The 21,738-nt window shown below is 37.3% G+C and carries 20 protein-coding genes and 2 other annotated features; of the genes, 15 read left to right on the plus strand and 5 right to left on the minus strand.

Annotated features, from left to right (window positions below; all coding sequences use genetic code 11):
* Window positions 1–13: 13 nt before the first annotated feature.
* Entirely contained in the window at window positions 14–1,075 is a 1,062-nt protein-coding gene (locus ACMZ42_RS04610; RefSeq protein WP_370077113.1) for a hypothetical protein, read from the plus strand.
* Window positions 1,076–1,480: 405 nt separating this feature from the next.
* Here the strand turns inward: ACMZ42_RS04610 and ACMZ42_RS04615 are convergent, their stop codons facing one another.
* Both ACMZ42_RS04615 and ACMZ42_RS04620 read right to left on the minus strand, forming a co-directional pair.
* The gene (locus ACMZ42_RS04615) at window positions 1,481–2,023 is read right to left on the minus strand and encodes an isoprenylcysteine carboxyl methyltransferase family protein (protein ID WP_415730758.1); all 543 of its coding nucleotides are present in this window, start codon (window positions 2,021–2,023) and stop codon (window positions 1,481–1,483) included.
* Between the two features lies 1 nt (window position 2,024).
* The gene (locus ACMZ42_RS04620; protein WP_415730759.1) at window positions 2,025–3,107 is read right to left on the minus strand and encodes a type III polyketide synthase; all 1,083 of its coding nucleotides are present in this window, start codon (window positions 3,105–3,107) and stop codon (window positions 2,025–2,027) included.
* Window positions 3,108–3,475: 368 nt separating this feature from the next.
* Between ACMZ42_RS04620 and rsgA the strand changes: the two genes are divergently transcribed.
* The 4 genes from rsgA to metG all read left to right on the plus strand — a co-directional run bounded on the left by rsgA (window position 3,476) and on the right by metG (window position 7,845).
* Window positions 3,476–4,543 (plus strand): ribosome small subunit-dependent GTPase A, encoded by a 1,068-nt coding sequence (rsgA, locus tag ACMZ42_RS04625; RefSeq protein WP_415730760.1) that lies wholly within the window; start codon window positions 3,476–3,478, stop codon window positions 4,541–4,543.
* An 85-nt stretch (window positions 4,544–4,628) separates the two neighbouring features.
* Complete coding sequence (gene fosM, locus ACMZ42_RS04630) at window positions 4,629–5,054, plus strand: FosM family fosfomycin resistance protein (protein ID WP_415730761.1); 426 nt, start codon at window positions 4,629–4,631, stop codon at window positions 5,052–5,054.
* A gap of 54 nt (window positions 5,055–5,108) precedes the next feature.
* A complete protein-coding gene (locus ACMZ42_RS04635; protein ID WP_370077104.1) occupies window positions 5,109–5,756 on the plus strand; it encodes an NIF family HAD-type phosphatase in 648 nt (215 codons plus the stop codon).
* Between the two features lie 124 nt (window positions 5,757–5,880).
* Window positions 5,881–6,147 (plus strand) — a binding site (T-box leader).
* A gap of 63 nt (window positions 6,148–6,210) precedes the next feature.
* Window positions 6,211–7,845 (plus strand): methionine--tRNA ligase, encoded by a 1,635-nt coding sequence (gene metG, locus ACMZ42_RS04640; protein WP_415730762.1) that lies wholly within the window; start codon window positions 6,211–6,213, stop codon window positions 7,843–7,845.
* 48 nt (window positions 7,846–7,893) lie between these two features.
* On the opposite strand, the gene ACMZ42_RS04645 is transcribed toward metG, so the two are convergent.
* Window positions 7,894–9,465, minus strand: coding sequence for a 2-isopropylmalate synthase (locus tag ACMZ42_RS04645; protein ID WP_415730763.1), 1,572 nt, complete (start codon window positions 9,463–9,465; stop codon window positions 7,894–7,896).
* A gap of 124 nt (window positions 9,466–9,589) precedes the next feature.
* Window positions 9,590–9,827: a binding site (T-box leader), on the minus strand.
* Window positions 9,828–9,999: 172 nt separating this feature from the next.
* On the opposite strand from ACMZ42_RS04645, the gene ACMZ42_RS04650 reads away from it, so the two are divergent.
* From ACMZ42_RS04650 to ACMZ42_RS04670, 5 genes are all read left to right on the plus strand, one after another.
* Entirely contained in the window at window positions 10,000–10,740 is a 741-nt protein-coding gene (locus ACMZ42_RS04650; protein ID WP_415730764.1) for a MerR family transcriptional regulator, read from the plus strand.
* A complete protein-coding gene (locus ACMZ42_RS04655; RefSeq protein WP_415730765.1) occupies window positions 10,733–12,451 on the plus strand; it encodes an ABC transporter ATP-binding protein in 1,719 nt (572 codons plus the stop codon). The genes ACMZ42_RS04650 and ACMZ42_RS04655 overlap by 8 nt, the downstream gene beginning before the upstream one ends.
* Before the next feature lie 168 nt (window positions 12,452–12,619).
* On the plus strand, window positions 12,620–13,498 hold the full coding sequence (locus tag ACMZ42_RS04660; RefSeq protein WP_415730766.1) for a helix-turn-helix transcriptional regulator: 879 nt from the start codon (window positions 12,620–12,622) through the stop codon (window positions 13,496–13,498).
* Between the two features lie 845 nt (window positions 13,499–14,343).
* Complete coding sequence (locus ACMZ42_RS04665; RefSeq protein ID WP_415730767.1) at window positions 14,344–15,111, plus strand: HAD-IIB family hydrolase; 768 nt, start codon at window positions 14,344–14,346, stop codon at window positions 15,109–15,111.
* A gap of 140 nt (window positions 15,112–15,251) precedes the next feature.
* A complete protein-coding gene (locus tag ACMZ42_RS04670) occupies window positions 15,252–15,491 on the plus strand; it encodes a hypothetical protein (RefSeq protein ID WP_415730768.1) in 240 nt (79 codons plus the stop codon).
* A 278-nt stretch (window positions 15,492–15,769) separates the two neighbouring features.
* On the opposite strand, the gene ACMZ42_RS04675 is transcribed toward ACMZ42_RS04670, so the two are convergent.
* On the minus strand, window positions 15,770–17,464 hold the full coding sequence (locus ACMZ42_RS04675; RefSeq protein WP_415730769.1) for a methyl-accepting chemotaxis protein: 1,695 nt from the start codon (window positions 17,462–17,464) through the stop codon (window positions 15,770–15,772).
* Between the two features lie 309 nt (window positions 17,465–17,773).
* On the opposite strand from ACMZ42_RS04675, the gene ACMZ42_RS04680 reads away from it, so the two are divergent.
* From ACMZ42_RS04680 to ACMZ42_RS04700, 5 genes are all read left to right on the plus strand, one after another.
* Complete coding sequence (locus tag ACMZ42_RS04680) at window positions 17,774–18,268, plus strand: DUF1648 domain-containing protein (RefSeq protein WP_370077092.1); 495 nt, start codon at window positions 17,774–17,776, stop codon at window positions 18,266–18,268.
* Window positions 18,269–18,392: 124 nt separating this feature from the next.
* Entirely contained in the window at window positions 18,393–19,049 is a 657-nt protein-coding gene (locus ACMZ42_RS04685; RefSeq protein ID WP_370077090.1) for a YdeI/OmpD-associated family protein, read from the plus strand.
* Between the two features lie 218 nt (window positions 19,050–19,267).
* Entirely contained in the window at window positions 19,268–19,705 is a 438-nt protein-coding gene (locus ACMZ42_RS04690; RefSeq protein WP_415730770.1) for a DUF1801 domain-containing protein, read from the plus strand.
* Window positions 19,702–20,079: a VOC family protein gene (locus ACMZ42_RS04695; RefSeq protein ID WP_415730771.1), complete on the plus strand. Its 378-nt coding sequence runs from the start codon at window positions 19,702–19,704 to the stop codon at window positions 20,077–20,079. The genes ACMZ42_RS04690 and ACMZ42_RS04695 overlap by 4 nt, the downstream gene beginning before the upstream one ends.
* Before the next feature lie 104 nt (window positions 20,080–20,183).
* Window positions 20,184–21,164: a GNAT family N-acetyltransferase gene (locus ACMZ42_RS04700; protein WP_415730772.1), complete on the plus strand. Its 981-nt coding sequence runs from the start codon at window positions 20,184–20,186 to the stop codon at window positions 21,162–21,164.
* Between the two features lie 52 nt (window positions 21,165–21,216).
* Here ACMZ42_RS04700 and ACMZ42_RS04705 read toward each other — a convergent pair whose 3' ends face one another.
* Window positions 21,217–21,654 (minus strand): Rrf2 family transcriptional regulator, encoded by a 438-nt coding sequence (locus ACMZ42_RS04705; protein WP_415730773.1) that lies wholly within the window; start codon window positions 21,652–21,654, stop codon window positions 21,217–21,219.
* Window positions 21,655–21,738: the final 84 nt, after the last annotated feature.

Below are 21,738 nucleotides of genomic sequence, written 5' to 3' on the forward strand. Positions count from 1 at the left end.
GGAGGAAATAATAATGGCTTCATGTTCTCAATCTGATTTAACTGCTGTGACAATCCCAAATGTTGTACCATCTTTAAAGTTATACGGTAAAGCAAGTAATAATCAACGTTTTTTCTTGTCTGATAATCCAGAGACTATTAGTAGCTCTGTTCCATTTACTAATGGTTATGCAACGCTTTGGGCAGATACTGCACCTGGATTATTGAGTGTAACTTATCGGATGTTTGTTTGGCATCTAAATAACACGGGTGCGACTATCAAGTTCGGTGTTACCATTGGTAATGGTTCAAGTGGCAGTACTTATAAAGTCTCTGGTGTTAAAGACTGTATCGATACTATTACCGGCTTTGTAGCTCATGGGAAATGTGCCGCAAAAGCTTTACTCGGGAATACATTAACTCCTAGTTCTCCGGTTGATAGTTCCATTGCAGCGGGGAAAGTTGGATTAGTTAAAGAATGGAAAGTACCAAATGGTTATTTGGTAGGTGGAATTATTGAGTTTACTTTATCGTCTAGTTCTGCAATGTCTTATAAAGTCAGAACAGTAGCTGCTAAAAGTACTACTGCCGATCTTCGTAGTAATCAAAATGCAGTTGTGTCACCAGTTGGGACTCATCCGCGTGGTTCTTGGAACTTTTCCAATATCGACGGCTTTGGTACTTCAGGTGGCTCTGCTGCTCTATATACTGTCGGAGACGGCAATAAAAGTTTCTCCATAAATAATGGAGATAATGACAACTTAATGACTAAAGACACTAGCTATTCGCCTGGTGATGCTGTAGCAACTAATAAGGGGCATTATGGTGTTATTTACAAGGCGAATATCACTTTCAAAAACCCAACTCAAGCCGATAAGACATTAAAGGTATATTTGACAGGTCGTGGAGGTCCATACGGCGGTGCTGTACGTTGGAACAACGGTACAACTCAAGGTATTCCTACACTGTCTTCCAATACCCAAGGTGTTCGGATTGCTACATTTACTGTACCTAAAGGAACTAGTGTTACACATCCAGTCTATACTTCTACAGCTGGCTCGCTTAACACCCCAGCGGCGATACTGATTACAGAGTAATTAAATATATTAAAAAATTTCTCGTAAAATAAAGGAACCCTGTAGCTTATCGCAAATTCTCCGATGAGCTACAGGGTTCTCTACATATCATAATATAATAGTCATTCAGAAACATCTTGGAACGTTAAACCAGGGGAAAACGGTATAACTACTTAATTGGGTATCACTAATTATTTGAGCTTTATCTAAAAGGATAAAACCTAAAACTCCCCATCCCTCAACTAAGAAATCTCTAGAGGGGAGATGATTTTAATCAATCTTTTCTATAAAACTGCAAGTATAGGAATGAACAGGACGACATCATATAGATGGATGCCGTCTTAAAAGAGTCATTAAAATGTGCAACATTCTAATAAATTAACTAAGATAACAACTTAAACGAATTAGTTATTGACTTTTAATAAATTAGGATTCCGAAATCTTCTTTTGAAATACATGATTATAATTTGTAGCATCTCGCAAAGCTTTTTCCTCAATTGGAATGCGCACAGACAGCATTGTTACATTTAAGAGTGTAAAGCAAAATGCTGTGAAATATGCTTGAAACATTAATGGCAGTAGAATAATTTCTAAGCAAACTACAGCGTAATTTGGATGACGCATAAATGTGTAAGGACCTTTCCGTACAACTTTTGCATCCGGCAATATGAGTATTTTTGTGTTCCAAAAAGACCCTAATGAACGGATACACCAAATGCGTAATATTTGAACGGCAATAAATAATAAGAATAATAACGGAAATAGAGGCGATAAACTTTTATGATTAGTAATGACTTCAATAATTAAAAATAGGAAGAAACCGGTGTGCAAAGAAACCATATATGGATAATGAGAAGAACCAACTTCATATGCCCCTTGTGAAAGCATCCATCTTTCATTGCGTTTTGCAATGAAAACTTCTGTCAATCTTTGTAGAATGACGAGGATCAAAATAATATAAATAATCATGCTACTCCCTCCATTTAAGTAATACAGCTTCAGCACAGAAGCCAGGGCCGAGAGCGACGAGCAAACCAGTATCCTCTACTTGTCCTTCGTTTAACATAAATTGCTCCAATACATATAGCACCGTAGGAGATGACATATTTCCATGAAATTTCAATATTTCCCGAGAAATATCGGTTTTTTTGGAAGCTAAATACAGAGTATCTTCATAAGCTTTTAACACTTTTTTACCGCCAGGATGTGCAATGAAATGGTTAAGCTGTTCACTGTATAGTTCGTGTTCCAACAAAAATTGCTCAATGAATGGGCCGAGCCAATTGGTGATTATGGCAGGAATACTTTTCTGAAAAACGACATGGAGTCCATTGTTTTTAATATTCCAGCCCATAACATTTTCTGAATCGGGCATCCATTTAGAGCCAGTCCCGATAATAGCAGGTAGTGGTTTCTTTACTTCGATATTCACTTCATCTCCACAGACGAGTATACATGCGGCTCCATCTGCAAAAAGAGAGGCACCAATTAAATTGCTTTTTGAAAAATCATTTGGCTGAAAGGTTAGACTACAAAGCTCAACACAAACGACAAGAACTTTTGCTTCTGGATGGGCACGACAAAAATCATAGGCTCTACTAACACCGGCCGCACCACCAGCACAGCCAAGTCCCCAAAGTGGAATACGTTTAAGTCTGTCTGAAAAAGGAAGTTTATTCATAACTCGTGCATCAATACTTGGTGTGGAAATACCAGTGCTACTTACAAAAATAATGGCATCAATGTCTTTAGGAGAAACCGGTGATTGTAAAAACGCTTCATTTTGTAAACAGGCTTGAATGACATCAACGCTATATTGTGTAGCTAGTTCAATATATAAATCGTTACGTTCTTCAAAGGAATGATCAGTACGATGCCATTCAGGCGGTACACAAAAATGGCGTGTTGCAATACCACCATTCTCAAAAACTTTTAAGTAGCGTTCTAATTTAGGGATTTTTGCATGGAAAAGCTCCTTTGTTAGCTCCTCGGCATTTGTCTGTTGTAATGTGTACGGTGGTTGGTATGTACTGATAGAAATGATTTTTGACAATTCAACATCTCCTTCATAAATAGTGGACTGGTTTATTGTATGCAGGAGGGGAGGGGATACATGCTTGTTAGAATTTAATTGACAATTTAAGAATATTTTGCTACATTGAGAACAACTAAATCGGAAGTAGGTGATGTGACATGATGAATAGATCCGTTTTTAACGAACTGCAATTCGGTTTGTTCAGTTTCACACGCCTAAAATATATAAATTGACCACGTAGTGTATTTAATTCACAATTGTGGTGATTTGTATATTCTCTTAAATGTGCCTGTGAACCTTGTAACTGCCGAATTGCGCAGAGACAAGGTTTTTTTGTTTATTATCAATTGATTACAAAGGATATTCACATTTAGGAGGAAAACAAATTGAATTTAACAACTTTAGGATTTTCAACATATTTTGAAGAGCAAATGACTGGATTTAAACAGGAGGCTAAGCTGACGAATTGTGTGCCGGCTAGGGTTACTTTAGAGCATAAGCATTCCTATCGTGTGCTGGCAGAAGAAGGAGAGTGGCTAGCCACGATTGCTGGACATTACGCGTATACATCATTAGCACGTGAAGATTTCCCTGCGGTAGGGGATTGGGTGCTAGTGGAGAAAATGCCGGGTGAGGAAAAGGCGATTATTCATAAATTGTTTACACGAAAATCAGTTTTTTCCCGCAAGGCCGCGGGGCTGGAAATACAAGAGCAGATTGTAGCATCGAACGTTGATATCGTACTTCTCGTTATGAGCTTAAATGCAGACTTTAATATTCGTCGTTTAGAACGCTATTTAGTAGCTGCGTGGGATTCGGGTGCGAAACCAATCGTTATATTGACGAAGGCTGATCTCTGTGAAGATATTTCTAGTAAAATACGTGAGGTTGAGTCTGTAGCGTTTGGTGTGGATGTTTTTGTAACTAGTGCTTTGTCAGGCGAGGGCATAGAGGATATTCGTGCGCTATTTACGGAAGGTGTGACAGGAGCATTGCTTGGCTCTTCTGGCGCAGGGAAATCCACTTTAACAAATGCTCTTAGTGCTGAGGAACTTATGAAGGTTTCGGATATTCGTGAAGATGATGCGAAGGGGCGCCATACAACAACACATCGTGAGTTAGTTCTATTGCAAGGTGGCGGATGTTTAATTGATACGCCTGGAATGCGAGAGCTACAATTATGGGATCAAAGCGATAGCTTATCCTCTAGTTTTCAGGATATTGAGGAACTTTCTGCTGCCTGTCGTTACAGGGATTGTACACATAAGAAGGAACCACATTGTGCTGTACAGCAAGCCATTACAGATGGTGTGCTTGAACAATCACGTCTCCAAAGCTACTTTAAATTGCAAAGAGAGCTTGCTTTTATCGAACGAAAAGCAAATGCACAGGCAAAACTAAATGAGCAACGTAAATCAAAGCAAATTGCGAAGGGGAAGAAAGGTAAAAAATAAAATTAAACGAAACTTGATATGAGGATGAACGGTTATCAGCGAGAATCACACTTTTATCAGCAGTTTCAAAGTTGAGGGCACACGCATGACAATCCAAAACATAAATCATTTATTATTTTCAGTTTCAAATTTAGAGGAATCCATCGCATTTTATGAAAAGGTTTTTGACGCAAAATTATTAGTGAAGGGTAGAACTACAGCCTATTTAGATGTAAATGGGCTGTGGCTTGCCCTGAATGTAGAAAAGGATATCCCACGCAATGACATACATCAATCCTATACACATATAGCGTTTTCTATCCAGGAGGACGATTTTGACAAAATGTATGAAAAGCTAGTCCATCATAATGTCAACATTCTGGAAGGCAGACAAAGAGATGCACGAGATAAAAAATCGATTTACTTCACGGATCCAGATGGTCATAAATTCGAATTTCATACAGGGACTTTACAGGACCGATTGGACTACTATAAGAAGGAAAAAATGCATATGGAGTTTTTTGATGTCTAATGGTTGCAACACTCCTTCTAATGAAAACGTAATAATAGTAGAAGGGGTGATTTTATGAAAAAAGCTATTATTTTTGATATGGATGGTACTTTATTTCAAACAAATCTAATATTAGAGCCAGCACTGTCGGCAACGTTCGATGTGCTACGTGCAAAGGGCTTGTGGCAGGGAGAAACACCAATAGAGAAATACCGTGAAATTATGGGGGTCCCATTACCTGTTGTCTGGGCAACGTTATGTCCTATGCACACGCTAGAGACACGTGAAGAAAGCAACGCATTATTCCATGTTAAGCTTATTGAACAAATACGTAATCGCCAGGGCGCATTGTATCCAAATGCAGAGCAAACACTTGCTACGTTGGCAGAAAACTATAATTTATTCATTGCCAGTAATGGGCAAACAGAGTATTTACAAGCAATAGTAGAAACCTATCAATTACAACGTTTTATCAAAGATACATATAGTATTCAGTCCATTTCGAGCGGTCATAAATCTGATTTAGTGAAAAAGGTCATCGAGGAAAATGCCATTGAACGCGGAGCAGTTGTAGGAGATCGTTCTTCTGATATTCAAGCAGCCCATGACAATCAGTTACTCTCTGTTGGTGTTCGTTTCGACTTTGCGCAGGACACAGAATTACAGAAAGCAGACATAGTCATCGATGATTTAAATGAGCTACTTGATTTAAAGCTAGGATAAAATTTTATCGACTACATTCTCTGATTTATCACCCAACTTTTTTGTCTTATCGGGAATTTTCAGATATTTATCGACATGCATTGCAATTTAAAAGAAGAAAGAGTAAAATGGGTGGAAATCTATAGTAAAAGCATTGATAAGGAAAAGTAAATTGGAGAAGCATTATATAGAGAGCCTCTGTTGGTGGAAATGAGGTAAATGATCCCTTTTGAAAATGACCTTTGAGCTTCGTACCGAAAGCAAGTTTGCGAGTAGATTACGACGAGATGGGCACTCGTTATAACAGCGGCAGTATCTCTCATTGAAATTTGAAATGAGACGCACTGATGGAGGCAAATAGTGTGAGCTATTTGTAAATATAGGTGGTAACACGGGTATACTCGTCCTAATCAATTTTTGATTAGGGCGTTTTTTTATACACTTTTTTACAGATTTTAGAGGGGAGCAACTTAGGATGACAATTGTTATTGGAGGCGCGTGGCCATATGCAAATGGTTCTTTGCATTTAGGGCATGTTGCCGCATTATTACCAGGTGATATTTTGGCTAGATATTACCGACAAAAGGGCGAGAAGGTTTTATATGTTTCGGGAAGTGACTGTAATGGCACGCCGATTTCTATTCGGGCTGCACAGGAAAACACGACAACGGAAGCAATTGCTAATCATTATCACGAGGAATTTACAAGATGCTTCAATGATTTAGGATTTACTTATGATTTGTATACGCGAACAGATGCGCAGCACCATCATGAATCTGTTCAAACGATTTTTTTACAGCTACTAGCGAACAATTTTTTATACAAAAAGAAAATTGAACAAGCCTATTGTGAAACGGACAAGCAGTTTCTGCCTGATCGATTTGTAGAGGGGATTTGTCCAAACTGTGGTGCGAAGGCGCGTGGTGACCAATGTGATAATTGCTCAACCATTTTAGACCCGCTTGATTTAATTGATAAGAGCTGTAAAATTTGTGGAAATAAACCAGTTATCAGGGAGACAGAACATTTTTATTTTGCTTTTAGTCAGTTTCAAGGGAGGTTGGAGACTTATTTAGCGGGGGCAAAGGCGGAAAAACGCTGGCGAGACAATGCTTTAGGTTTAACAGAACGTTATTTGGCAGAAGGGGTCCCTGACCGTGCTGTAACGAGGGATTTGCCAAATGGTATCGATGTGCCGGTACCAGGTTTTGAAGGCAAAAAAATATATGTGTGGATTGAAGCAGTAGCAGGTTACTTAACAGCGAGTATTGAATGGGCGAAGCAACATCAAATAGCGATTGAAGATTTGTGGAATAAAGAAACAATTTCGTATTATGTGCATGGTAAAGATAATATCCCGTTCCATACAGTTATATGGCCAGCCATTCTTATGGGGATAGGGGCAAAGGCCTTACCTACACATATTGTATCGAACGAATATTTAACATTAGAAAAACGAAAATTATCGACGAGCCAAAACTGGGCGGTATGGGTGCCGTATATTTTGAGTCGATACGATGCAGATTCCATTCGATATTTTTTAACAATGAATGCGCCAGAAAATCGCGATACGGATTTCTCTTGGCGAGAATTTATTTATAGCCATAATGGCGAATTACTTGGCGCTTATGGTAATTTTGTCAATCGAACATTGAAGTTTTTAGAAAAATCGTTTAGTAGTAAAGTGCCTCATGCCGAAGTAGATAATACCATTCGAAAACACACGATTCAGCTGTTTAATGATGTTGGGAATCATATAGAAGCGGGTCATTTTAAGCAAGCATTAGAGGCTGTTTTTGAATATATTCGTGCGGCTAATCGCTATTTTGACGAGCAGCAGCCATGGCTACAGGTGAAAGAGAATGTTGAAGCTGGAAATCGAACACTGGCAACATGTGTTTATATCATCGCTAACCTTGGACAGCTATTACATCCATTTTTACCGTTTTCAGCTGAGAAGGTGAGAAAAATGTTAGGAATCAATGAAGTGATGTGGCATGAGCAAGTGGACTTACCAGTAAGCATTAGCGAAGTGACACCACTGTTTGAACGTCTTGATGTTGAATTGATTGAAGAGGAATATCGAAAGTTAGTAGAGGGTAGTCGATAGGAAAAATAAAGCAGTATGACTCAATAGTGTCATACTGCTTTCAACTATTTAATTCATAACAGGCGTTAATTTAGCAACAACAATACTATTGATCGCATTAATATAAGCTAGCGCACTCGCTTTTAAAATATCTGTATCTGCAGCTTTTGCGATATATTTTTCACCTTCATACTCGATTGTAATTTTTACTTTTCCAAGCGCTTCTTTACCACGAGAAACGCTATTGATATTATATTCTACAAGTTTCACATCCATGTTTGTAATTTCTGCGATGGCTGAATATAGGGCATCAATTGGACCTGAGCCAACTGCACTTGCTTTAAATACTTCGCCACCTTTACGTACTTTCACGCTTGCTGAAGGGAAGCTTGCGTTGCTGACGACTTGTAGATCATCGAAGTCGAAGAACTGATCACTGTAATGAGTGGCATTGGCATTGTTTGCGTCATGTTTTTCATAATAGCTTTCAACAATAACATATAAATCGTGATCGTAAACTTCTTTCTTTGCATCTGCTAACTTCAAGAAACCTTCGAATATTCCTTCGAATTCCTCCGCTGAAAGATTTGAAAAGCCCAGTTTTTCAAGGGCGTTTTTCACCGCGTGACGCCCAGAGCGAGCTGTTAGGACTAACTCCATATCGTCTAGACCTACATCTTCTGGATGGACAATTTCATAGGCATCACGAGATTTAAGAAGGCCATCTTGATGAATACCAGATGAATGGGCAAAAGCATTATCCCCAGTAATCGCTTTGTTTACTTGTACGTCTAAGCCCATAAAGCTTGAAACGAGACGAGACGTATTCATAATTTCTTTTGTGTTAATACGGGTCTCAGCATTGTAAACAGAGCCGCGTGTTTTCAACGCCATAACGACTTCTTCTAATGCTGCATTTCCTGCGCGTTCACCAATGCCGTTAATCGTACATTCTACTTTATCTGCGCCGTTTTTAATCGCAGCAAGCGTGTTAGCAGTTGCCATACCAAGATCATTGTGGCAATGAACACTTAACAAAACGCTATCGTCTAAGTTTTTCATACGATCATTTAGTTTATAAATCATCGCTCCAAACTCTTCTGGTTCTGCAAAGCCTACTGTGTCAGGTACATTAATCATTGTTGCGCCAGCCTTCATCACAGCTTCAATGGTCTTCCAAAGATACTCAAAATCAGAGCGAGATGCGTCTTCTGTTGAATATTGGACTTGTGGTAGAAGAGTTTTCGCATATTTTACTGCATCAACGCCAATTTGTAGAATTTGATCCTTGGATTTGCTAAATTTTTTCTCAACATGAATATCAGAAGTACCAAGCACCATATGAATCATCGGATTTTCAGCGTATTTTACAGCGTTATAAACAGCATCAATATCTGCCTGTACAGCACGTGCTAAAGCAGTAATCATAATGTCATTTGTATGACCAACTTTTTGTGCGACAGCTTTAACTGCATCAAAATCCCCTTGTGATGAAGCCGGGAAACCAGCCTCGATAATATCGACGCCTAATTTTTTGAGTTGCTGTGCAATCTCTACTTTTTCGTATAAATTCAGTTTTGCACCAGGCACTTGCTCGCCGTCACGTAAAGTTGTATCAAACACCCAAATTTTTCTTCCCATTTTCAAACACTCCTTTTGTAGTAGTTGTCATTATATTGATAATGTCTCAGCCTTGCACAATAGAGACGAAATCCACACCTAGGCCAATAAAATAAAAACAAAAAAACCCGCCTCTATATAAAAATATAGAGACGAGTTTATGCTCGCGGTACCACTCTAATTGACTTTCTCATGACAGAAAAAGTCCCCTTATCGACAGCCATCACTGTCTATCCCGTTAACGGAGGAAACCGACGTCCCTTACTTAAAGTTCAGGGAGTGGCTCATGGACGAGTTCAAAATGTGTGCCTATCGGTTTGCACCAACCACCGACTCTCTACAAGTACACTTGCATTTCTACTATTTCCAATCTTGGCCTACAATGTGTTGTTGAAAGCAATCATACTTCGATATCTCAATAATGTCAACAATATTCTAAAAATTATTTCTTTTCAGTCTTAATGGAGGGTCATTTATTTTTTTTGTAAAGTGAATTAAAGTAGTTGCATCTGACGTAACGGTAGATTTTATACTGAAGAAAAGGGAGATGAAAATATGTATTCAATTGGTCAATTTGCGAAGAAGACGGGGCTAACGGTACGAGCGTTACGATTTTATAGTGAAAAGGGATTGCTAGAACCATGTTTTATTTCAGATTCGGGTCATCGTTATTACAATGACGGTAACATTGAAACAATTCAAAAAATAGTAACATTAAAATATTTAGATTACTCATTGGAGGAGATTGAAGATTTTTTACGGAATGGGGAACAGCAGCTAATAGAATCATTAATGTTTCAAAAACTACAACTAGAGAAGAGGCGAAACCAAATTGATCGTGTTATTGCGAGCTTGGATCATGCGATTGAAATAGGAAAACAAAGTGAAATAATTGATACATCAATTTTTTTAACGGTGATTTTTAACTTACTAAAAGAGGATGAACAAAAGAATTATTTACGAAGTATATTACCTGATGAGTTGGTAGAGCGCCTATTTGACTTTTTCGGAATGAATATTATTGAATTAAATCAAACATACATAGATTTAGCAAATCAGTTGAAGCAGGCTTACATTCAACCGACTCAAGACGAATATTTGAAATCGTTAATCGAGCAGTTTTTCTCACTAATTCCACAAGATATAGTAGAAGAGTTAGTAGAAGTATTAAAGGAAGATGAGGATATTCAACTAAATGAATGGTTATTTCCTTCACCCTTTACAAAGGAAGAGGAAGAGTGGTTGATTTCGCAGGCTGAAAGACTTGGGATGCATGGAGGTGTGGATGATGAATAATTCTGTAAGAGGAATTTGGCAGCTTGTTAATAGTAGTCGATTGTCGAAGCCACTCACGATAGGTACTCTTTTACTAAGTATCGTTGAAACACTTATCGGGTTGGCTGTTCCCTTAGTTACGATGAGAATGATTAATGATTTTTCAACGATTGGCTTTTCATTGCAGTCGATTTTATTAGTAGGTACATTTCTGATTTTCCAAGCTGTACTGAGTGGAGTAACGTTTTACATGATGCGTAAGCTTGGGGAAAGAATTGTGGCTAATTTGCGCAATACGGTATGGGCACATGTTTTACGGTTACGTATTCCTTATTTTGATGCACATGAATCTGGTGAAACAATGAGCAGAATTACGCAAGATTCTAATATTATTAAGGAGCTTATTACAGATCATTTGATTAGTTTTATTTCGGGTTTATTTGCTATTGTTGGTGCAGTAACAATATTAATCATCATTGATTGGAAAATGACACTACTGATGCTAATTTCAGTTCCGCTAGCAATTTTATTGACACTGCCTCTTGGACAACGTATTCATAAAATCGCGAAAGCAAATCAAGACGAGCTTGCTAGTTTTACTGGACAGTTGGGGCGTGTATTAACGAATATTCGACTTGTGAAAACTTCGCAAACAGAAGATTTTGAGCAGCAAAATGGAGAAGAAAAAATTCATCATTTGTATCGATTTGGATTGAAAGAAGCGAAAATTTTAGCTGTTTTATCACCGATTATGACGTTCATTATGATGGTTATACTCATTTTATTATTTGGCTATGGTGGCGCAAAAGTAGCAACAGGTACGATTTCAGCAGGTGAACTTGTAGCGATTATGATTTACCTTGTGCAAATTATTGTACCATTTACGCAAATGGCAACATTTTTCACTGCACTTCAAAAAGCGATGGGGGCAACAGAACGATTACAAGAAATTTTGAACGAACCAATCGAAGGGCATGGGATGAATACTATTTCGTCTTCCAATGAGTCGATTGCTTTTGAAAATGTTGCATTTCAATACAATGATAATCCTATTTTAAAAGGTATTTCCTTTACGATTCCAGCAGGAAAAACAACCGCATTGGTTAGCGCTAGTGGGGGAGGAAAGACCACAATGTTTTCATTAATAGAACAATTTTATGATGTAACAGATGGTACTATTCGATTTGGAAAACAGCCTATTGAAAGTATTGATTTAAAGCAGTGGCGCAGTTTATTTGGTTATGTATCGCAAGAAGCACCACTCATGAATGGAACAATTCGAGATAATGTAGCTTATGGCAAAAGCGACGTTTTAGAAGCAGATATTATAGAGGCATTAAAAAACGCTTATGCATGGGATTTTGTTCAACAATTTGAAAAAGGGTTAGAAACAGAAGTAGGGGAGGGAGGCATTAAATTATCAGGTGGGCAAAGGCAACGGATAGCGATAGCACGTGCATTATTTCGAAAGCCAGCGATATTATTATTAGATGAAGCAACATCTAACCTTGATAATGACTCCGAGAGAGAAGTACAAAAGGCATTCGAGCATGTAATGAAAGAACGTACAACGGTTATTATTGCACATCGCTTATCGACAATTACACATGCGGATCAAATTCTAGTGTTTGAGGATGGTCTGATTACTGGTTCTGGAAAACATGAGGAACTTCAAGAAAACCATACTTACTATAAACAGCTAATTAAATTAATGACGACAGAAGCTATATAATGATTGATTATCAAGTTTGAATAAAGTAGTAAAGTTGTTACATAGTGAAACAAATTGAATCGCACTTACTGTAATATTTACTCAATTATAGAAAGAGTAGTAAGATAGCAATTAATATCAAAAAACAATAGTATAAATCCTCTAAAATTAGGAAGTGAGGTGAGCAATATGTATAGCGAAGTAACTCAAGATGTAATTTGTTCTTTAGAAGAGTGTTTATTAGATGATTGGCAGTTAGATGATTATGCATCGCATATCGGCTATTCAAAATTTCATTTATCACGTATTTTCAAACAAGAAACTGGATTGACGATAAGTGAATATATTCGAAAACGAAGATTGGCAACAGCAGCAATGTATTTATTATATTCAGATGAATCGATTCTTCAAATTGCGTTTGAGTTACGCTATCAATCACAAGAAGCATTCACACGTTCTTTTAAAGAGCTATATAAAATGCCGCCTGGCAAATATCGCAAAATCATGCGAACACTTCAAGGGACGGAGGAAAAAGATATGAGTGATTTAACGACAATTAAAGGATGGATTTTAAGTGGTTCACACCCAACTTTCTATGAAATGAAAGCCGATGGACAAGTATTTCATACGGGCATGAAATCAGGTTTACTGTCTTCGAAAACAGATGTAGGTGAAGGTAAATTCGGGACAATGATGCAAAGTTTTTCAGCAGAATATTGGTTAGGAAAACGTATAAAAGTGTCTTGTTTCTTAAAAACAGACGAAGTTGTAAAATGTGGAGTTTGGTGTAGAGTAGATAATAGTACAGGTGATGTGATTCAGTTTGATAACATGGATAATAGACCTATTCAGGGTACAACGGACTGGAACTTCTATTCGATTGTATTAGATGTACCAAAAGAAAGTGCTTCTATTCACTTCGGTGTTCTATTAATAGGAACAGGTAAAGTGTGGGCTGATGGATTTAAGTTTGAAGAAGTAGATTTATCTGTTACATCAACTAATATGCTTGGTCAAGAAGAAAACTTGCCATTAGAGCCAATTAATTTAGGATTTGATGAAGGGTGATTATTTTTGACGTAGTTATTGATTTAGTGTTTACAAGCTAGACGTCACTAGGCTTTGGGACAAAGGAATATAAAATCCAATCGAAAATGGAAAAACTAAGTAAAGAGTAGCCTAAAATGCTACAATACTATCAGCAAAATCAACGGATTTTCGAAACTGACGATACCCTAGGAGATTTAGTGCTAAGCCAAAATTTGAAAAGCGACGTGGAAAAGGAGAACTTTGTCTCGTTAATCCATCAACGTTTTATAAATTCATTGTGAAATATTACACGTAAACAAACGAGGGTGTTAGTTCAACAAGAAGTAAACTACTTTATTATTGATTTTTGTGTACAAACACATTTAAATGGTTAGAAATTAAACAACTTTGAAAAGCCTTACTACAATATGAATTGTAGTGAGGCTCTTATATTTTTATATCAAAATTAAATAACTTTATTATCACTTTACGGTGGGCGACTCCTTGGTGATTAGCGATTTAGAGGAACGAAGGCTAAAACCATCACGTCCTGTGATACGCCTTCGTGACCAACATCGGTGCTGTTGCCGCTTCCGCTTCGCTTTCGCGCAGATAAAACCCTTTTGCTGTCACTTCGTTGCACTACGTTTTCGCACAGAATGAAACCCTTTTGCTGACGCTTCGTTAGCACTACGCTTTCGCGCAAAAGACTTCTGTTGGCCCGAGACCCTGCAGCGAAGGGGTTCATCGGATGCCCTTGGGAAAGCGTCCAGTCGGAACGGAAATCAACCACGTGTTGGCGATAATCATTATTTTTCGCAATAAATGTAAGTATTTATGTAATAATAAAGGGGTAATTAACAGTTTAGAAAGAGGGCGTGACAATGAAATTTGTATTTGATTTGGACGGTACAATTTGCTTTAAGGGTCAACCATTAAGTGAGGGAATTACTAATGCTCTAGAAGCTTGCATCGAAAACGGGCATGAAATCATTTTTGCATCAGCTCGTCCGATTCGTGATTTACTACCAGTATTACCTGAAACAATGCGAAAGTTTTCAATGGTTGGGGGAAATGGTGCATTTGTTGCACGGAACGGAGAAATTATTGAAGTAACAGCATTTGAAGCAATAATTGTAGAAGAGATTCAAAATATTATTACAGCATTTCGATTGCTGTATTTAATAGACGGTGATTGGGATTATGCATATACAGGAAGTGAGGCACATCCAATTTATCAAAATTTAGATCCGCTAAAGCTTGCGAAAAACGTGTCATTGCAGGATTTGAAGGCTATAGTGAAAGTTGTATTATTTCCTGGAGAGCAACGCAAAGAAATAGTAGATGAGCTAAAAAAACTACCAATCTCGTTATATGAACATACATCCGAAAATATTGTAGATATGAGCCCGAACGGCATAGATAAATGGAGTGGCCTGACGAAGCTAGGTATCGCTGAAGGTGAATTTGTCGCGTTTGGTAATGATGCGAATGATGCGTCCATGTTTGCAAAGGCGAAAGAAAGCGTTTGTGTAGGTGAACATAAAGTACGTGAGATTGCGTCTTTACAAGTATCAAGTGAGGAGACGGCAATAATTAAGATGTTAAGTGTGCTAAATGAAAAGTACAAAGAAGAGGCTTTAACTGATTAGATTCCTGTGCTACTTGTATTGGGAATCCTTCATAGATCGAAGATTCCAGTACACATACAATGAATGTCATCGATAGATACCATCTAGGGATAATCAGAGTCCGTTCTCATATAGGAAGATGTTAAAAAGGAGAAGGTAATATGGTAGATCCTAACACAATTTTGTTCCTTTGGCAGCTCTCGTTTTTCATTTCTGGTGTTACATTAATAGTAGGTATTTTTAAAAAGTCTTGGGTTTTTATGCTGATTAGTACAATTTCATTTTTGCCTATAGCATATTATTTTTTTGGAGCAGTAAATGCTTTTAAATATATTGGACTCACACCATTTGTTCTTTTCATAGTAGCTATACTATTTTGGTTTTTAAAAAGAAAAGGATAAATATATTTGTTTCATGAGCTGACTTTGCACTCGTAGAATCAATGGTTTTCTGTATTTTACCAGGTAGATACTTTGAAAACAGCTCATACGTTTAACTATAGTCGTGGTGCTTCGAGGCATAATATTGTTAAAATGCATGCAATGTATTCAAGTTGATTGGAGTGGAGGCTAGGCGACTCCTTGGGGCTCATCGGACGCCCCCAGGAAAGCGCCTAGTCGGAACGGAAATCAACCCCACGTTATGATAATTAGCTATTATAGAAACTTTACCAAATTCCTTAATCCACCTTAAAACGCGAAACCTGTGTTTGTAATTCCTCGGCCATGTTTGATAGTGTGGCAGCAGAAGCGGCAACTTCTTCAATAGTCGCTAGTTGTTCCTCAGAAGCAGAAGCTACATTTTGTAGGTTTGAAGAGGACATCTGTGCGATTGTTGCAATTTCATCGAAGGATGCGTAAATTTGCTCAGCGCTTGATGACATTTCTTCTGAAACAGTTGTTGCTTCTTGAATTTGGTGGGATACTTGTTCGATCAGTTCAACGATTTTTGAGAAGCCTTCCTCAGCTACTTTTACTACTTGAATACCGACTTTTACCTCTTGTGTACCGGTATCCATAACAGTTACGGCACGGTTTGTATCCTGTTGTATATCTGAAATCAGACTTGCAATTTGTTCAGCAGATTGCTTAGATTGCTCCGCTAACTTCTTTACTTCATCCGCGACTACTGCAAAGCCGCGACCATGATCCCCTGCACGTGCTGCCTCAATTGCAGCATTCAGTGCTAGTAAATTTGTTTGCTCAGCGATGTCTGTGATGAGACCAATAATATTTCCGATTTCAATGGAATGATTTCCTAAATTTTTCACGACGCTAGCAGATTCTAAAACCGCTAAATTAATTGTGTCCATCTGTGTAATAACACGGTGTAGCGATTCATTTCCTTTATTAGCTTCAGTATTTGTTTCTATAGCAAGCTCTGAAACGGCAGCTGTCGTCGCAGCCAATTGTTGAATGCCTTTTGTCATAGTTTTCATAGCTGCTGAACTTTCAGTAGCATTTTTTCCTTGGGCCTCGGAGCCACTTGCAACTTCTTGTATAGAGGAAGTGATTTGTTCTGTCGCTTGGATTGTTTGTTCAGCGCTTGCAGTTAATTCAGCGGCAGACCCACTTACTTGTACAGTATTATGACGTACATTTGTAATAAGATCCTTTAAATTTACCGCCATTTGATTAAAGGCAATTGCTAAATCACCTACCTCATCACGATTTTTAATGTGAATTTGCTCAGCTGTTAAATCGCCATCAGCGATCTTTTTCGCAGCTTTTGCCATACCTTTGATAGGGCGGGAGATAAGGCTTCCCATGACCATAGCAATTATCAGACTAATGACGACGGCAAAAACGCCAAGAATAATCATTTGAAATTTAATGGATTGTATTTCTTTTGATGTAGCAGCTATTTGTCCTTTTATATATTCATCTTGGTAGTTAGCAAGGTTAGCCACACGGTTATCGAATTGTTTAATAAGTAGGCGGCCTTGTGTACTATCGAGCTTTTCGTATTGCTCTGTTTCTCCAGCATCCTTTAATGAAAACATTCGATCTGCGAACTGTTGGACATCTTGCTCGCTTTTATTGATTGCCTCTAATAACTCAATAGATTTTTGAGAATCGAACGAAGCCTTTAATTCATCATATTTCTTTTTAAATTCTTCACGTGAAGCCGTATTACTTTGAAAATTTTGCTCGTTACCAAGTAATAGATAACCTCTGATATTTACAATTTCTTGTTTAGCAATTGCGCGTAGCTCTTGAATACTAATAGATTTAGTTGTTTGTTCTTCGAGTAACACACGATATGTTTTGTTTACTGCATTAAGCTGTTTAAAATTTAATCCGATTGTTCCAACTAATACTAAAATAACAATAAAAAAACCGAGTACTAACTTCTTGTAGATAGTAAATCGCATAGTTGTTGTTCCCTTTCTCAGTAATTTAGTAGAAATGTTACAAAAAAGTGAAATATGTATATACCATTTATATCAGATTATACGAATTTTACAAAGTATTGTGATTATTTTTACAATATGTAATAGGGATAATAAGGTGATTAGTCGCGGGTAGAATGATAAAAAAGTTGAATGATTCGCTTTTTTACAGTAAGTAAAGGCGGATAGTTACCTGTGAATCTCGAAAATTATGACAATTTACATAAATTTGAAACTAATTGAACTGTAGTAACGTAAAATGAATAAAGGAACAAGTAAGGATGTGGGAAGATGTATAGGCCAATTTTGAAATTGCCGAAAACAAGATATGAAAAAATTTGGGATTTCATCGGTGGCGGGTTATTTGTACTGTCCATCCTTTATATTATTGTAATGTGGGGTCAACTACCCGAAAAGATTCCAGGTCATTTTAATGGTGCAGGAGAAGTTAATCGGTGGGGTTCGAAAATAGAGTTACTCATCCTTCCGTTTATCGGAATATTGCTGTGGATATTACTAGGGCTCCTTGAAAAAATTCCGCATATTCATAATTACCCAGCACGCTTAAATGAAAGTAATGTAGAGGCATTTTATTTAAATAGCCGAAAAATATTGAATGAAATAAAAAACCTTTGTCTAATTATATTTACAGCTATATCATTCCAAATGGTACGTATTGCACTTGGAGAGGCAGAGAGTCTTGGTTGGTGGTTTCTACCAGCGGTGTTAATTGTAATGGCCATTCCGATTATTAGAGGGATAGTTACGGCTACAAAAATTAAATAGCTTATCTCAATCTTAAACGCTCGAGAATATTCGAGCGTTTTTTTGTACGAAAATGGCACTAAATCAGCTATACTATCAAAACTAAGAGAAAATTGTATTGATAATTAGAAGAGGTGTCAAAACTATGCAAAAGAAATTTAAAATTAAGGATGGACTATCCATTGCCATTCATAATCAACCAGAGGAGATGCAATTAGAGGGAATAGCTCAAACAGGGAACGCACCTCATGATCGAATAATTGCCTTTGTGTTTACTATTGATGAAATGGTAACGTATTTACAAAATGTACTAAAGTTAAACACTCTTACGGAACAAGGTTATTTATTTTTTGTTTATCCGAAAAAAGGTAATAAGAAGTATGATCAGTTTATCCACCGCGATGAAATCTTCCCAGCAATTCAAGTGGACGAGGAAAAATACATTGTTGGCAGTGATTATAAATTTGCAAGTCTTATGTCATTAGATGAGACATTTTCTATAGTAAGTATAAAGAGAGATGGCAAGGGACGCGGCAAGAAGAAGACAGCGAGTAGTCAGTGCGTTAGTGACTATGAAGGTATGATTCCTCAATTGCGTGATTCACTTGCGGAAAATCCGGATGATTTAATATTTTATGATGGATTAACACCGGGTTATCAAAAGGACTGGGCCCGATATATCTATAGTGCGAAAAAGGAAGAGACGCAAGTAGCACGTTTAGAGGAAATGCGCGAAATTATTAGATTAGGCTACAAAACAAAGGAATTATACCGAAAAGCAAAGGCGGAAGGTAAAGCATAAATTACAAAGAGGCTTTATTGATTCCTTTAAATGATGCTATATTCATTGTAATTGGCAATCCTATGATTAGCCTAGTTTGTGAAATAAGACAGCAATTAGGATTTATTATGTAGCGGAGCGATTAAATACTTAGTCGGTAAGGAAATCAATTCTATGTTATGGAATGAGTTTTCTAATTAATAAAAACACACACTACTATGTTGAAAAGAGGGCAGAGAATGAAGAACTCATATATTGAACAAGTGGATGAAAAATGGCAGGAGAGTTTCGCCAAACTTGTGGATGTGGTAGAAAGCAATTTACCAGAGGGTTTTGAAGAAAGCATGTATTATGACATGGTAAGCTATGTTGTTCCACTAACTACTTATCCGAAGGGCTATCATGTCACGCCCAAAACTCCCTTGCCCTTTATAAGTCTTGCTGCACAGAAACGTCATATTGCAGTTTATCATATGGGCATTTATGCAGATCAAGCGTTACTCTCGTGGTTCCAAGAGGAGTATGCGAAACGAGTACCGACGAAACTCAATATGGGGAAAAGCTGTATTCGTTTTACAAGCACTAAAAATATTCCGTATGAATTAATAGGTGAGCTAGTTGCGAAAATGACACCAGCACAATGGATTACAAAATATGAAGGGGAGTTAAATAAATGAAAAGTGCCACTACATTTTTAATGTTTCAGGGACAAGCCAATGAAGCTATTCAGCAATATCAACAATGGTTTTCAGAATTACAGGTGGAAAGCTTAACTTACATGGAAAACTCACAACAGATTGCGATGGCTGTTCTTTATTTAAAAGGTTTGAAAATGATGGTGAATGATAGTGTAATACAGCATAACTTTACATTTACACCGTCAACTTCTATTTTTATGGAATGTGAGTCTGAAGAAGAAATCGACAGTCTAGTTGCTCAAATTTTAGAAGGTGGACAAGCTTTAATGCCACTTAATAATTATGGATTTTCTAAGAAATTTGCCTGGATTCAGGATCGTTTTGGTGTATCTTGGCAACTAACGTATAATTGATTTTCAGAAGAAATATATATAAATAAATGGATGAAATAACTTCATTATGTTAGTAGAGGATGTTACACAGTCCGTTGTTAATCATGTTAAAAGGAGAATAGCATATGGTAGTAACTTTAGTGAGACACGATATAAAATATGCTGAAGCGATGCATGCACTGTCTTCTATGCCACAGGTTCGAGATGCACTAGGGTTACCTGCTGGCAAAGTAGAAGATACGATTAATTTTATTAAACGTGAATGTGTGGACGAAGAAGCTGGAAAGACAGTCCCTCGTGTTGTCTTAGATGAGGAAGGGCAACTTATTGGTGTGACGGCATTAATGTTTATTGATCACAATAAAAAGAGTTGTCATATTGGCTCATGGCTAGGCCATGAATTTTGGGGAAAGGGCTATAATCTTCAAGCAAAAGTTGCAATCTTAGATATTGCATTCTTTGAGTTAGGGCTAAAGCGTGTTTTTGCAGGAGCTAGAAAGGTCAATATACGCTCACAAAAGGCACAGGAAAAGTTGTCTTTTATTCGATTAGGAGTTGAGAATGATTTTCCGCAAGAGCATTCATGGCTAGAGATTAAAGAAAAGCAGCCGTGTGTTTTAAATGTTTTTGAGCGCGAAGATTTTGTTCAATATCGTACAACCTTAAAGAAAGTGGAAGGTGTAAGGGAAGACTATTTGCCACAATTATTATTAGCTGATGAAAGTGAAGTCGCTGTTCGAGAATATTTAAATGACGGTGAATTATACGAGATTAAATGTGGTGAGCAGTTAGCGGGCGTAGCGTTACTTCTTGAACAGTCTGATTCGACAGTTGAGTTGAAAAATATAGCGATTGTACCGAAGTATCAAGGTAAAGGACTTGGGAAAGAAGCACTGCGACAAATAACAACCATTTGTCAATCACAAGGATATCAAACGATAATAGTTGGTACTGCAAATTCTAGTATTGATAATATTGCCTTCTATCAAAAAGCAGGTTTTCGTATGGAAGCCATTGAAAAAGATTTTTTCAGTAATTACCCAGAGCCAATCTATGAAAATGGCATTCGTGCACTAGATATGATTTTCTTTTCAAAGGCATTGTAAAATATTTTAGACATAAAGAAATACCCGTCCAACTTTAGTTGTGCGGGTATTTTTATTCGCCAAGCAACAGTGCCATCAACTTTTCTTTTGAATGTAAAAAGTCATCTAGAGTATAGCGATCTAAGACTGTTAAATAGGCCTGTAATGCTTCGTATAATACGCCTTTTAGCTGGCATTCCGGAGCAATCTTACAAAGATTATTTTCTTTGTCAAAGCATTCGACAAGGTGAAAATCCTCTTCTGTATGACGTACTATTTCACCAATTGTAATGGTCTTTGGATCAATTGCTAGGCGAATTCCTCCGCCACGCCCTCGAATCGTTTCAATATAGCCCAATAATCCAAGTTGGTGTGTCACCTTCATTAAATGGTTTTTCGATATATTATAAGCATCTGAAATTTCTTGGATAGTTGATAATTGGCCATCTTCCTTCGCACCCAAATATATGAGTGTTCGGAGAGAATAATCTGTGTATAAAGTTAAGCGCATAAGAACACCCTACTTTCTATAGTTCAAAATAATTATAGCATTTTTACCTTGAAGTATTATAAATTCAATACTTTTTTAAAGATG

The organism is Lysinibacillus sp. NPDC056185, assembly GCF_047737915.1.
In the GTDB taxonomy this organism is placed as follows: Bacteria; Bacillota; Bacilli; order Bacillales_A; family Planococcaceae; genus Lysinibacillus.